The sequence below is a fragment of the Roseibium album genome, assembly GCF_001404515.1.
Taxonomy (GTDB): domain Bacteria; phylum Pseudomonadota; class Alphaproteobacteria; order Rhizobiales; family Stappiaceae; genus Roseibium; species Roseibium album.
In genome coordinates this window covers 505,114-519,413 of the sequence record NZ_CXWE01000002.1, presented here as the reverse complement: position 1 = coordinate 519,413, position 14,300 = coordinate 505,114, and the positions used below count along the sequence as shown (strand labels likewise).

Annotated in this window: 9 protein-coding genes; 6 read left to right on the top strand and 3 right to left on the bottom strand. The window is 57.9% G+C overall.

Features of this window, described 5'->3' with window-relative positions; all coding sequences use genetic code 11:
* The first annotated feature begins 105 nt into the window (after positions 1-105).
* The 4 genes from LA5095_RS07595 to LA5095_RS07580 are packed head-to-tail and all read left to right on the top strand — an operon-like array spanning position 106 to position 5,048.
* Entirely contained in the window at positions 106-1,410 is a 1,305-nt protein-coding gene (locus tag LA5095_RS07595) for a carbohydrate ABC transporter permease (protein WP_055113589.1), read from the top strand.
* The gene (locus tag LA5095_RS07590; RefSeq protein WP_055113587.1) at positions 1,407-2,639 is read left to right on the top strand and encodes a carbohydrate ABC transporter permease; all 1,233 of its coding nucleotides are present in this window, start codon (positions 1,407-1,409) and stop codon (positions 2,637-2,639) included. Before LA5095_RS07595 ends, LA5095_RS07590 begins: the two co-directional genes overlap by 4 nt.
* A gap of 40 nt (positions 2,640-2,679) precedes the next feature.
* Entirely contained in the window at positions 2,680-3,969 is a 1,290-nt protein-coding gene (locus LA5095_RS07585; protein ID WP_055113585.1) for an MGH1-like glycoside hydrolase domain-containing protein, read from the top strand.
* 20 nt (positions 3,970-3,989) lie between these two features.
* A complete protein-coding gene (locus tag LA5095_RS07580; RefSeq protein ID WP_055113583.1) occupies positions 3,990-5,048 on the top strand; it encodes an ABC transporter ATP-binding protein in 1,059 nt (352 codons plus the stop codon).
* 51 nt (positions 5,049-5,099) lie between these two features.
* On the opposite strand, the gene LA5095_RS07575 is transcribed toward LA5095_RS07580, so the two are convergent.
* Genes LA5095_RS07575 through LA5095_RS07565 form a run of 3 tightly spaced genes read right to left on the bottom strand, consistent with a single transcriptional unit; the run spans position 5,100 to position 11,797 of the window.
* Positions 5,100-5,975 (bottom strand): transglutaminase family protein, encoded by an 876-nt coding sequence (locus tag LA5095_RS07575; protein WP_055113580.1) that lies wholly within the window; start codon positions 5,973-5,975, stop codon positions 5,100-5,102.
* A gap of 42 nt (positions 5,976-6,017) precedes the next feature.
* Positions 6,018-8,423: a circularly permuted type 2 ATP-grasp protein gene (locus LA5095_RS07570; protein ID WP_055113578.1), complete on the bottom strand. Its 2,406-nt coding sequence runs from the start codon at positions 8,421-8,423 to the stop codon at positions 6,018-6,020.
* Between the two features lie 41 nt (positions 8,424-8,464).
* A complete protein-coding gene (locus LA5095_RS07565; protein ID WP_055113576.1) occupies positions 8,465-11,797 on the bottom strand; it encodes a transglutaminase family protein in 3,333 nt (1,110 codons plus the stop codon).
* 252 nt (positions 11,798-12,049) lie between these two features.
* On the opposite strand from LA5095_RS07565, the gene LA5095_RS07560 reads away from it, so the two are divergent.
* Both LA5095_RS07560 and kynA read left to right on the top strand, forming a co-directional pair.
* Positions 12,050-13,144 carry an ABC transporter substrate-binding protein gene (locus tag LA5095_RS07560; protein ID WP_082442650.1) on the top strand — a complete coding sequence of 365 codons (1,095 nt, stop codon included), beginning with the start codon at positions 12,050-12,052 and terminating at the stop codon, positions 13,142-13,144.
* Positions 13,145-13,361: 217 nt separating this feature from the next.
* On the top strand, positions 13,362-14,159 hold the full coding sequence (gene kynA, locus LA5095_RS07555; protein ID WP_055114267.1) for a tryptophan 2,3-dioxygenase: 798 nt from the start codon (positions 13,362-13,364) through the stop codon (positions 14,157-14,159).
* Positions 14,160-14,300: the final 141 nt, after the last annotated feature.

Sequence of the window (14,300 nt, the reverse complement as noted above, 5' to 3'; positions counted from 1 at the left end):
CACGAACTTCTTCCCGCAATCGTCTTTGCGGGAGGCCGGGGACGATTTGTTCCGGCGCTGCTCGAATTCGAGTGACATCTTATTCCAGAAAAGGGCTCTAGAGCCATGAGCGCACAGAACCAACAACAGGACTCGTCCGGACCGCCAAAAGGCATCGGTCCCATGCAGCGCCGTGAGATGTGGCTGGCCTATCTGATGCTCGCGCCGACATTTGCGATTATTCTGATAATTGTTGCCGGTCCGCTGCTGGCCAATTTCTGGATCAGCGTGAAGCCGGTGCAACTTGCCGATCTGCGTCCTCCCACAGTGCTGGTCAACGAGCGCGTGCGCGGCAAACCCGCGGCGGCCGGGGACAGCGCGGAAATCCAGTATCGCCTGCGCAATTCGTCCCAGGACGCGGAAGTTCGCAACGTCGTTCTGACCGATGAGGTGCCGGAAGGGTTCAACGTGACGGCACTTCCCGAGGATTGTGCGATGAGCGGACGGGATCTGACCTGCACAATCGGTACGGTTGACCCGGGGTGGCGCGAACGGCTGAAACTGGAAGGCACGGTAACGGATGCTTTCCTTGCCGCCAACAGACCCGAACGGGCAAGCAAGCCCGTCATAGAAGGGGATGCGGACAACATCCTCACCAATTTCGATTTCTCCCTGGAAAACTTCCGGAGGATTTTCAGCGCGGATGAATTCTGGTCGGTTCTGCGGGTGACGTTCTACTACACGATCTTCGGAACCGGGGGTGCTTTGGTGCTGGGCCTGTTCGCTGCGCAGCTGCTCCATACGACGTTTGTCGGCAGGGGGTTCGTGCGGGGATTGTTCCTGTTTCCCTATGTCTCGCCGGTGATTGCGGTGGCCTTCACTTGGGTCGTCCTGTTCGATCCGTTTTCCGGAACCGTGAATGCGCTTCTGACCAAGATGGGCGTCGTCGCGGACCCCATCAATTTCTTCGGCCAACGCGCAATCGAATATTCGCTGTTCGGAATCCCGATGGAGTTTCCGCTGGCGCTGACGACCGTGATCGCGTTCGAGGCCTGGCGTTATTTCCCGCTGTCCTTCCTGTTCATTCTGGCGCGTATGCAGTCGATCAACACCGATATGTACGAGGCCGCAGAGATGGACGGGGCAACACCGCTGCAGCAGTTCTGGTACCTGTCCCTGCCGCAGCTGATGGGCATCCTGTCCGTGCTGTTTCTGCTCAGGTTCATCTGGACCTTCAACAAGTTCGACGACATCTTCCTGCTTACCGGCGGCAACGCCGGAACACGGACACTCACTGTCGATGTTTATGAACAGGGTTTTGCGCTCTCCAATCTTGGGGCGGGCGCGGCGGTGGCCGTTGTGGTCTTTGTCGTCCTGGTCACCTTTGCAACCCTGTTCATCCGCTTTTCACCGAAGGAGGAAGGGCTATGAGACCGGGCAGTATCCTGATTGCAGCCGTCACGGGCCTTGTCTGGGGTGTTACTGCAATCGTCGTCATCGCTGTGACGTTGACGCTGATCACGGGCGAGGTTGCACTGCCACAGGCAACTGCAGCCGGGGTTGCCGGTCTGGCGAGCGCTCTTGTCTTCGTATGGCGGCAGTCTTCGGAGAAAAGCAGCGGCATGCCCGCCTGGGTATGGTCTGCCATCACGCTGTTCCTGATCCTCATGATCGGGTCCTTTGCCGCGCCGTTCAATCTGCCAATTGGTATCGTGCCGGTCTGGCAGGGTCTGGCACTGATCTTGTTCGTCCTAGGTGCCACCTGGGCAACCAGTGTTTGCCTGTCAGGTGCCAGGCTCGGACCGATGAGCCGCTACGAACGCGAAGTGGTCTATATCCGTGTTGCCAAGGGAATCGGCTTTGTTGTCTTCACCATCATCGTGGCCTTGCCGTTCTACGTCATGGTGATGACGTCCCTGAAAAGCCAGCAGACGCTCCTGGCCAATCCGCTGGACCTTTCGATTGATTTTTCGCAGGGACTGGACGGCCTGCTGCGGTCCTATGTCGAATTGTTCACACAATTCAATTTCGGCCGTTACCTGCTGGTGTCCGCCTATGTTTCGGTCGCGACCGTGGTTCTGACGCTGCTCTTTTCTGTGCCCGGGGCCTATGCGGTTTCACGCTTGCGCTTTCCCGGGCAGGCGTTTCTGGCGCGCTCGGTACTCCTGATCTACATGGTCCCGGCAATCGTGCTTGTAATCCCGCTCTATGCGGTCTTCTCGCAGCTCGGTCTGCGCAACACGCTGACCGGCCTGTTGGTCGTCTATCCGGCGACAACCATACCCGTCGCGCTCTACATGCTGCAGGGCTATTTCCGCGGGCTGCCGTCCGAACTGGAAGAGGCGGGACTGATGGACGGCCTGTCGCGGGTCGGTGTGATCCTCAAGATTACGTTGCCGCTGTCGTTGCCGGCGCTCGCCTCCGTGTCGCTATACGTCTTCATGATTGCCTGGAACGAGTTCCTGTTCGCTTTCATGTTCCTGGACAATCCGGACATCTTCACCTTGTCACGGGGCGTCGTATCCCTGAATTCCTCCGAGGTGCCTCGTCAACACCTGATGGCGGGTGCGGTTATCGCGACCGTGCCTGTCCTCGTCATTTTCCTCTGGTTCGAACGCTTCCTTGTGCAGGGCCTGACGGCCGGCAGTGTGAAGGGTTAAGGCAAACAATGAAACGGCCGGAAAGGCCAAGGAGATTTCTGTGTCAATCGCAGAGTTAGATCAAACAGCCAGATCCATTCTGATCGAGAACGACCAGGGCGGATACACGGTGCCGACAAAGGGGCTTTATCCCTACCAGTGGAACTGGGATTCGGTCTTTGTTGCGCTGGGCTTTGCAACCTTCGATCAGGACCGGGCCTGGCGGGAGATCGAGATGCTGTTCGAAGGACAGTGGCACGACGGCATGGTGCCCCACATCCTGTTCAGAAAAGACGACCCGAGCTATTTTCCGGGCCCTTCGGTCTGGGGAACGAGTGGTGGACAGATCCCGAGCTCCGGTCATTCGCAGCCGCCTGTCGCGGCAACTGTCATACGGGACCTCGTCGAAGCCGACACATCCGGCAAATCGGAAGACCGTGCCGCAGCCCTCTTCCCGAACCTCATGGCGTGGCACCGATGGTTCCTTGCCTACAGGGATCCGGAAGGCGAAGGCCTGCTTGCCGTCATCCATCCCTGGGAGTCGGGGAGGGACAACCTGCCGGACTGGGACGACGCGCTTCGGGCAGTAGAAGTCAAGGACATCGGACCCTACGAACGCAAGGATACATCTCATGTCGATCCGGCCATGAGGCCCCACAAGGAAGACTATGACCGTTATCTGAGCATCATGGCTGCTTGCCGTAAGGTCGGCTGGGACCCGGCGGAAGTCGCCAGAACCTGTCCGTTCTTCGTGGCCGATCCCGGTGTGACCTTTATTTTCCTTCGTGCCTGCCGCGACCTGCTCGTGCTGGCCGAACGGCTCGGCAAGGATACTGATGCAGACGAGATCCGTGGCTGGATCACGCGCTTGGAAAGAGGTGCCAAAATTCTCTGGCAGGACAACTTGCAAGCACATGTCGCGCTGGATCGGCGATCCGGAAAACACACGAATGGCATTTCCAGCGCGTCTTTCCTGGCACTTTATGCAGGTCTTGCCGATCAGCAAACGCTTACGGCGCTGTGCGGTCATTTCGACAGGATCTCGGACAAGGTACGCTACCTCATGCCCTCCTATGATCCAGATCACGAGAGCTACGAGCCGCTCAGGTACTGGCGGGGCCCCGTATGGGCGATGATCAACTACATGATTGCCCGCGGATTTGCCGAGATTGGCGATGGCGTGCGTGCGGACAAACTCCGCCGCGATACGGCGAGTCTTATCGAAACCAATGGCTTCGCTGAGTATTTCAGCCCTGAAACGGGAGCAGGCGCCGGAGGCGGCACTTTCTCCTGGACGGCAGCCATATGGTTGACCTGGGCATCGCCGACACGTGTGAAACAAGCAGCTTAGGAAGCCGGAGGACTCAAGAGATGGGCGCGATACAGCTCAACAAGGTCGAGAAATGGTTCGGCGAACTACAGGTCATCAAGGGCATTGACCTTGAAATCAAGGAGGGCGAATTCGTCATCTTCGTCGGACCGTCCGGCTGCGGAAAATCGACATTGCTTCGTCTGATTTCCGGCCTGGAGGAAACGAGCCGTGGCACGATCGAGATCGACAGCAAAGATGTCACGGCGCTGCCACCGTCAGGGCGTGGACTGTCGATGGTCTTTCAGTCCTATGCACTTTACCCGCACATGTCCGTTCGCGAGAATGTTGGCTTCGGCCTGAAAACGGCCGGAATTCCGAAAGCCGAGATCGACAGCAAGGTCAACGCGGCAGCGGAAGTTCTCAAGCTCGATGATTATCTTGACCGGCGTCCAAAAGCGCTTTCGGGCGGACAGCGGCAGCGCGTGGCCATCGGACGCGCGATCGTGCGCGAACCGAGTGCGTTTCTGTTCGATGAACCCCTGTCGAACCTTGACGCGGCGTTGCGCGTGGAAATGCGCTTCGAAATTGCGCGTCTGCACAAGAGTCTCGGCACGACGATGATCTACGTCACCCATGACCAGGTCGAGGCGATGACGCTGGCCGACAAGATCGTGGTGCTGCAGGCCGGACGGATCGAGCAGGTCGGTTCGCCGCGCGAGCTTTATGAACGGCCAGACAACCTGTTCGTCGCGCAATTTATCGGGTCACCGAAAATGAACGTGCTGCCTTGTTCGGTCGAAGGAGATCAGTTTTCATTGCAGGGTCACGGTGGAGGCCACTACCCGCATGCGGGACTTCCGCAGCGGCCTGTCCGGCTGGGCGTTCGCCCGGAGCACATGTCGATTGTCGGAGACGGCGAAGGGCATTGCAGCGGAACGGTGGAAGTTGCCGAATATCTCGGCGCGGACACCTTTCTCTATGTCGCACTTGATGGTCTGGAGACCATTCTCGTGCGCATCAGCGGTGCTGACACGATCGAGGAAGGCGCGCGGATCGGGCTCGTGTTCGATGAAACGCGCATGCATTTCTTCGATGCCGAAGATCGCGCCATTCGGTAAGTGTCGATTTCAGGTCAGGTACAGGCGCCCGGATGCCAGCAACAATCCTTGTCAGCGCGGGATCACATCTACCTTGTGGTCGGTGGTCTGGGTGCCTGAGGTTCTCAGGACACCCTTCACCGGAGCCGTATCGCCGTAGTCCCGGCCTCGGGCAACAACGATATGGTCCTGTCCGACCCGAAGGGCATTGGTCGGGTCGTACTCGATCCAGCCAACATCCATGCCGCACCAGGCGCGTATCCAGGCATGCATCGCGTCGGCGCCTTCCAGGCGCGGTTTGCCTTCAGGTGGAATAGTCCTGAGGAAGCCGCTCACATAGCCCGCCGGAATACCGATACTTCTGAGGCAGGCGATCATGATGTGGGAAAAGTCCTGGCAAACGCCGTGACGGCGTTCGAAGGCTTCAAGCGCAGGTGTGTCGACGGTGGTTGCATCCGCGTCAAAGTCCATATCAGCATGCAAGGCCCTGCCGATTGTCTCGACGGCGGAAATAGCGCTCATGTCCGGGGTCGCATGTTGCCGGGCATAAACGGCAAACGCCGGTGCAAGCGGCAGGCGCGGCGAGGCAGTCAGAAAGTGAACGGGTTCATCCGGCTTGAGCGATTGTATTGCACGCAGCTCCCTTCCCAGGCTTTTCAGGGGTGGCGAGATATCGAACTCTTCGGGTGTTGCCGTCCGGTTGATTCTGGCGGCCAGACTGAAAACCAGTTCGCTATGCGGTCTCCGGTAGGCGACATCGGTGACTGCATTGCCGAAAAAGTCAATTCTGTCCCGGCGCTCAGACGGGCCCGGTGAAAGCCTGATGCTGGAAGACTCAAGATGCTGTTCGCCCGGTACCGTCGCGGGGACCAGCCGAAGTGCATGGCGCCCCGAGTTGGCCGGGCTGGCGTAGTCGTATGTGATTTCCAGGTTCACGTCGTAAAGCAAGCTACACCCTTAATGTTGAGGTTTGACCCGTGGATTTTCAGACTACCGGATGTAGGCATCGGTAATCTCCACCGAAAGGAAAGCGATCTGGTCCTTGATTTCCTCCAGGGCTTCGGGCGTCAAAGTCTCCGGTGTTGCGACGGCGAGGTTGGTGTGAACCTGGAGAATCGCGCGCGCCAGATCTGACAGGTAACCACGGTCCGTCGCGCCCGGCAGCACGCTGATGTGTTCCTTCATGTCCGTCAGCTGGTAAATGACCGAACGTGGATTCTTGGGATCCATGGCAAGCAGGTCCAGAACGGTTGCATGACTTAGCGAAACGGCGTAGCGGCGGCTCATCGACATGGCGCTGTCACCGACTTCAAGCAGCATTTCCAGAGCCCCTTCCGGAGCGTTCGGACCGGTGAAGACCGAAAGAAGATCCGTCATGCGATTTGCGCGCTCAAGCGCGCGTCCAATGCTCAGGAATCGCCAGCCTGTGAACCGGTACATGTTTTCGTGTACCAACCCGGAAAAACCCGTGATCTTTCGCAGCAACAGGCTCATTGCCCGGGGAATATCGGCGTTTTCGTTCATGACACGTCTTGCGCCATTGGCGGTTTGCGCAAGATCGTTGAGAGCCAGCCATCCATCCACTGAAAAACGATCCCGGACCTTGCCGGCACTGTTCACCGCCGATTGCAGCATCTCACACAGACCCTCAGGTACAGGATTTTCCGGTGGAACACCGATCTTGTCCAGATAGTCAGCTGTCTTTGCCACAAGAGGTGCATCCGGGTCCGCTGTTTCCATCAGGCGTGCATGATAAGCACGCAGCAGTCGCACTGCGCCTTCCGCGCGCTCCACATAGCGGCCGAGCCAGAACAGATTATCCGCCGCCCGCGACGGCAGCGAACCGGGTTGTGATTTGAAGAAAGGAGACTCGGTCTGATGCAGCAGGGTTTCCCTGTAGGGTTTACGCTCACCGACAATCCAGACATCGGCTGCCGATCCCCCCGTCTGCATTGCGATCGCGCTGGCACTTTCCCCCTTGCCGATCCGTGCAAATCCTCCAGACATGACTTCCCACCCCTTGTGGGTGCGCGCCAGAAAGACGCGCAGGCTCATCGGTCGCGGGACAAGCAGGCCTTCGTCATAGGCCGGGGTTGTCGACAGAGTGACGGCCTCTTGTGCAACAAGATTGCCTTTTTCGCTGTCTATCCAGTTTTCAAGGATGCCTTTGCGGAATTTGTCGGAGTCCTTTCCGATGAAATCCGTCTGCGAAGAAGTGAAAGGCAGGGCAGTTGAGCGAGCCGGGCTGAACATCATGGTTTCGGCGTGCTCTTTCACATAGGAACGTGTCGTCTCTTCACCGCACCACCACGTGGCGACATTCGGCAGTTTCAGTCCCTCTCCCTGAAGGTGCTGGCAGATCCGCGGCAGGAACGCGAGCAGGGCGCGGGTTTCCAGAATGCCGGTCCCCAGGGCATTGATCATCGTCACGTTGCCCTCACGGACGGCCTGCACCATGCCGGGCGTGCCGAGATGCGATTCCTCGTTGAGTTCAACCGGATCGGTCCATGCCGAGTCGAGCCGCCGCCACAAGACACTGACCGGCTTCAGTCCTGCAACCGTGCGGACCATCAAGTGCCCGTTTTCGACGGTCAGATCCTCGCCTTCCAGCAACATGAATCCGAGATAGCGGGCAATATAGGCATGTTCAAAATAGGTATCGTTGAGCGGGCCGGGTGTCAGGATCGAGACCCGGCTGTCCTGTTCTCCGCGCAGATCCAGCAAATGATCGCGGAACCGGCGGAAGAAACCGGCAAGCCTGTGGACATTCGCCCTGGCGAAGAATTCATTGAACACGCGTCCGGTGGCAACCCTGTTTTCCAACGCAAACCCCGCGCCCGAAGGCGCCTGTGCCCGGTCGGAAAGAACCCACCAGGTTCCGTCGGGGCCGCGGCCGATTTCAAATGCAAGAAAATGAAGGAAGTTGTCTGACGGCGGGGTAATGCCAACCAGCGGGCGTTGCCATTCCGTGCTTTCGGCAATCAGGCTTGCCGGAAGATACCCTTCCGACACAAGCCTGTTGTCGCCATAGAGATCACCGACGACCTTTTCCAGCAACTCTGCCCGCTGAACAAGGCCTTCTGCAATAATCTGCCAGTCGCTTTCGCTTATGATCACGGGGATATGGCTGAGTGGCCATTCCCGCTCAAGTGCTTCGTTCTGACCGTATTGCCGAAAATAAACACCAGCGTCATTCAGATACTGGTTCCCCCGCGCGAACCGGTCGCTGATGTCTTCCGGGCTCATGGATGACAGATGATCCAGAAAAGGACGCCAAACGGGCCGCACCTTGCCGGACGGATCCAGAAGTTCATCGGAAACACCCGGAAATGGCTGATAGGATTTCAACAATCCGTAGCCGTGATCGCCCACATTTTCTGTTTCATCCAAACGCATTCACACGAACCCTATCCGGTCTGCCCGATGTCAGGAACGCGTTATACACCCACTGGGCGCCTGAGGTCCAAGGTCATGGGAAATTCCGGATGCGGTCTTTCGGTTTCCGGGACGTAAAGCCCGGGTGTGTGCCCGTGCGGCTCGAAGCGGGACAGACGGCGTGCTTCCGCTTCGTTTCCGTTGACGGGAAACGTGTCATAACTGCGTCCACCCGGATGGGCGACATGGTAGACGCATCCGCCTATTGCCCGCCCGCTCCAGCGATCGAAAATATCAAATGTCAGGGGGGCATCGACCGGATGGACGGGATGAAGGGCCATGGACGGCTGCCAGGCCTTGTACCGAACACCTGCAACGGCGACACCGTTGGTTTCCGTTTTTCGCAAGGGCATCATTCGGCGATTGCATGTCACCGTATACCGCTCGGGATCGCTGGTGGTGAGTTTGACCTGAAGGCGTTCGGTTGAACTATCCGTATATCGCACAGTTCCGCCGATCGCACCGGTTTCGCCAAGCACATGCCACGGTTCGAGTGCCTGACGGAGTTCCAGGTGGACATCCTCGACCTCAATCTCGCCACAGAACGGGAACCTGAATTCGGCCTGTGCCTCAAACCATTCCGGCCGCATGGCAAAACCGTGATGTTTGAGGTCCTCAAGGACGTCTTGAAAATCGGACCAGACATGGTGCGGGAGCATGAACCGGTCATGGAGTGTTGTACCCCAGCGCGCGAGATTGCCGGAAAGCGGTTGCCGCCAGAGTCGCGCAATCAGGGCCCTGAGCAGAAGTTGCTGCGCCAGGCTCATGCGCGGATCCGGTGGCATTTCGAAACCGCGGAATTCAACAAGACCCAATCGCCCGGTCGGACCGTCGGGGGAATACAGCTTGTCGATGCAGATCTCCGCCCGGTGCGTGTTGCCGGTGACATCAACGAGAATGTTTCTCAGGAGCCGGTCCAACAGCCACGGGAAGGGTGCGGGACCCTCGTCGGGGCGATGGACCTGGGAAAGCGCGACCTCAAGTTCGTAAAGACCGTCGTGGCGCGCTTCATCCACACGTGGGGCCTGTGATGTCGGACCTATGAAAAGCCCGGAAAAAAGGTAGGACAGACTGGGATGGCGCTGCCAGTGCAGGATCAGGCTGCGCAACAGATCCGGACGCCTGAGGAACGGACTGTCGAGAGGTGTCGCCCCGCCAACAACAACGTGGTTGCCACCCCCTGTGCCGGTGTGCTTGCCGTCTATCATGAACTTGTCGGCGCCCAACCGGCATTGCCGCGCTTCCTCATAGACACCTTCGGTGATCGAGACGCATTCCTGCCAGCTTGTCGCCGGATGGATATTGACTTCGATCACACCGGGATCAGGAGCAACCCGGATAACGTTCATGCGTGGATCGGTTGGCGGCGGGTAGCCTTCGATATGGACGGGAAGGCCGAGTTCCTCCGCTGCCGCTTCGGCGACCGAGATCAGCTCCAGGTAGTCCTCAAGCTGTTCGACAGGCGGCATGAACACACAGAGCCTGCCGTCTCTGGGTTCGACCGACAAGGCCGTGCGAACCGCGTCGTCGTCAAGATCGTCTTCAGGAAGTTCCTGTTCCTGCCTGACCTGACTAGGGTCGTTCGCCGTGAACCGGGCAATGCCCTGGGGCCGCTCCGGACGGGGGCCTGCGGGGAATTCGGGCAATGGCGGCCTCGGCACGGTCGGATCGAGTATATTCGTATAGGGATAGCTGGCCGGAGGTACATGGGGCAGGGATTCCAGAGGCAATCTGTATCCGACGGGGCTGTCACCGGGTATCAGGAACAATGCCTTGCGGCGCAGCTTCCAGTTTTCGGATCGCCAACGACCGCCATCTGCCTTGGACTGCCAGCGCTGGATCGGCAGAACGTATCCGGCAGGCGTCGCAAGTCCCCTGTCGAAAACTCGGGCGATCCGGTGACGCGCCTCCGCATCCTCCAGTTCCGAGTTGTCAGGTGTGACGTTTGCCGGAAGATTGGCTTCCTTCACCAGCCAAACCGCGGGATCCTCGTACGCCGGGACCACACAATCGGTTTCCAGGTCGAGGCGACTGGCAACCCGTTGCATGAAGGTCTGAGCCTTGTCCGCATCTATTCCGGTGTCCTCGCCTTCTTCGGCGATGAGGCCGGGATCGCGCCAGATCGGTTTTTCGTCGCGCCGCCAGTAGAGCGAAAATGTCCAGCGTGGCAGGGTTTCGCCCGGGTACCACTTTCCCTGGCCGTAGTGAAGAAATCCGCCAGGCGCGAACCGGTCACGCAAGCGGCGGATGAGAATATCCGCAAGTCCCCGTTTCGTGGGACCGACCGCGTCCGTATTCCATTCGTCGGCTTCAAAATCGTCAATGGACACAAAGGTGGGTTCACCGCCCATCGTCAGACGCACGTCTTCCTGTTCCAGAACACGGTCGACATCGGTTCCAAGCCGATTTAGGGCTGACCAGGATTCTTCGGAAAAGGGTTTTGTAATACGCGGGTGCTCCGCGATGCGGGAAACCTGCATGTCGAAGGAAAAGTCGACTTCGGCCGCACTGGCAACGCCGACGATCGGCGCGGCATTCGAATAGTGCGGTGTAGCCGCCAGGGGAATGTGGCTTTCACCGGTGAGAAGACCGGATGTCGGATCCAGGCCGATCCATCCTGCACCGGGAAGGTAAACCTCGACCCAGGCATGAAGATCCGTAAAGTCATGATCGGTGCCGGACGGACCGTCCAGGGCTTCCAGGTCCGGTTTCAGCTGAATGAGATAACCTGAAACAAAACGGGCGGCGAAGCCCAGATGACGCATGGCCTGAACCAGAAGCCAGCTGGAATCCCGGCAAGAGCCAGTTCCCCTTTCAAAGGTCTCCTCCGGCGTCTGGACACCCGGTTCCATGCGGATGACGTAACCGATTTCGTTCGAGACGCGGGCATTCAAGGCGACGATGAAATCGATTGTTCGCAGACGATCTCTTGGAACCGATGCCAGGAACTGTTCCAGACGAGGACCCGGCTGTTCCGTCTTCCTGTAGATCTGAAGGTCGTCACGCAAATCTTCCGGGTATTCGAATGGCCATTCTTCGGCACTTTCCTCCACGAAAAAGTCGAACGGATTGTAGACCGTCATGTCAGCGACGAGGTCGACTTCGATCTTGAATTCGCGCACCGGTTCGGGAAAGACGAAGCGAGCGAGCCAGTTGCCGTAAGGATCCTGTTGATGGTTGACGAAATGCCCTGCAGGCGAAACCTTCAGTGAGTGGGACAGGACGCGGGTCCGGCTGTGTGGCGCAGGGCGAAGCCTGATTATCTGCGGTCCGAGAGTGACTGGCCTGTCATATCGATAGTGGGTCAGATGATAAATGCTTGCTTTGATCGACATCTGAAGATCCCGTTGAATTCTGAAAACACTGTGTCATCTTACGTTTTCACAAAACGAACGCAGGCACCACGTCAATTTGCAGGCAATCGGGCGATGCAGGTTCGCGGTGTCCGTTGTGGAATGCCGGCTGGGTGAAAAAAACGGTAAGTAAGTTGTTTCCCTTATTAGGAATAAGACGCCGGTGCAGATATTGTGAACGGTCAGGGTGACTTGTTTTTCAACGAAGTCCCGGCCTGACAAAAAAGGAAAAAAATGGTCGTTCGTTTTCTGCTATTCATGGTCTTCTGGATCTTCACCAGTGTTGCGTATGCCGCGGATTTCAGAGTGACGTTTATCAATCCGGGCGGCTCCAGCGGGTTCTGGGGCGAAGTCTCCAAGACAATGTCTGCAGCGGCAGCGGACCTGAATATCGACCTTGAAATCCTGAACGCCGATCGACAGCCTTATGGTATGGAGGAGCGGTTGCAGTTGCGGCTGGAGCAAGGAAATCTGCCCGACTATTTTATTCTCGTGAACGAATATCAGGCTGCTGCCCGTCTGGTTCAACTGCTGGATGGCAAGCCGAGCAAAGTTCTCTTTCTCCTGAACAATCTTACCCGGAAACAAAAAGCGATACTCGAATTGCGCAATATCGATCTGCGCAAAATCATCGCTTCCGTGGTGCCGGACAATGAGACTGCCGGCTATGAAATGGCCTTTTCGCTGTTTGAAAACGAACGCCTGCTGCATCCTGACCGAAAAAAGATCCGGCTGCTTGCCCTGACCGGAGACACGTCGACACCGGCCGGACTGCTACGTGAAACGGGTATGCAGCGCGCCGTCGCGGACAATTCCGACGTTGATCTCATACACGCCATCCCGGTGAACTGGAACGAGGAAACCGCGTATGCGCGCGCCAGGGACGTTCTCGCCCGTACGCCGGTGGATATCGTCTGGAGTGCAAATGACGCGATCGCGTTCGGTGCTCGCAAGGCGGTGGAAGAAACGGGATTGAAAGCAGGGGCGGACGTCCTCTTTGCGGGCCTCAACTGGTCCAAGCGCGCCATGGACGCCATTCAGCGCCGGGAAATGACCATGTCCCATGGCGGTCATTTTTTTGCCGGTGCCTGGGCGATCGTCATGCTCAGGGATCACTTCTACAGGATTTCGGCGGGTGAAGTTTACGTGGACGTCCGTTTCAAGATGTCGCCGATCACTGCAGACAATGTTGCGCTGTACCTGGAAAACCTTGGAGACGGCAACTGGGACAAGATTGACTTCAGCCGCTTTTGCAAGACCCGAAACGGTCGCAGCAACTACGACTTCTCCGCAACCGCAATATTGGAAGCGGCGGCTTCGACACAATAGTCTGTCAAGTTGCCTGCAGCCCAATCATCCAGGCATGCATGGTGGTATTTTCGAACCCGATTGCATCTTTAAGCTATTGAAATTGAAACTGTTCAAAGCCCTGCTTGTCGCAGTATAGATGGCTGGTCCAAGCAAGGCGCATGCAAGGTGGGAGCAGGAAGTGACGAAAGAGACCGGAAAGAGTGACGCTTATGATCCGGCATCGGAAGGTGCTCAAATGACCTTCTCGGACAAGATGTCCTATGGGGATTATCTTGGCCTTCCCAAAATTCTGTCTGCCCAAAAGGCCCTGTCGGATGCGCCGGACGAATTGCTGTTCATCATTCAGCATCAGACATCCGAACTCTGGATGAAGCTCATGCTTCACGAAGTCCATGCCGCTCGGGATGCGATTGCCAATGACCGCTTGCCGGAAGCAATGAAACTGCTCGCCCGTGTCAGCCGCATCATGGAGCAGCTCAACTCGGCATGGGATGTGCTGCGGACCATGACACCCAGCGATTATACCCGATTCCGGGATGCTCTGGGGCAGTCTTCCGGCTTTCAGTCTCTTCAATACCGGCTGATCGAGTATGTCCTCGGCAATCGCAATCTCTCAATGGCAAGGCCACACGAGCATGATCCCGACAGTTCCGCTTTGCTGGAAGCCGAGCTGGAAAAACCCAGTCTATATCAGGTGGTGCTGGCCTTTGCCCGCCGCCAAGGCTTCAATGTGTCGGACGACATCACGGGCATACCGGCAAAAGAGCCACACCGGGAAATCGAGGAGATCAGGGACCTCTGGCAAGCGGTCTATCAGGATCCGACCCGATACTGGGCACTCTACGAGGTTGGAGAAAAGCTGGTTGACCTGGAAGACTATTTCCGGCGCTGGCGGTTCAATCACGTCACGACGGTTGAGCGTGTGATCGGCTTCAAGCGGGGCACAGGAGGCACGGGCGGGGTGTCCTATCTGAAACGTATGCTTGAAGTGGAGCTGTTTCCCGAACTTTGGCGGGTCAGAACCGTGCTCTGAAGTTTTCCAAAGGAACGACCGATTGGCAATGGCGGCGAAACCTGGCCGCGCCGGACAACGTGCGTCTTGCCGGAGTTGATCGGGTGAAGTTCCACTTGTGCCCCGCAGGTGGTTTTCCGTGAGTTTGAATTCATGACCAGC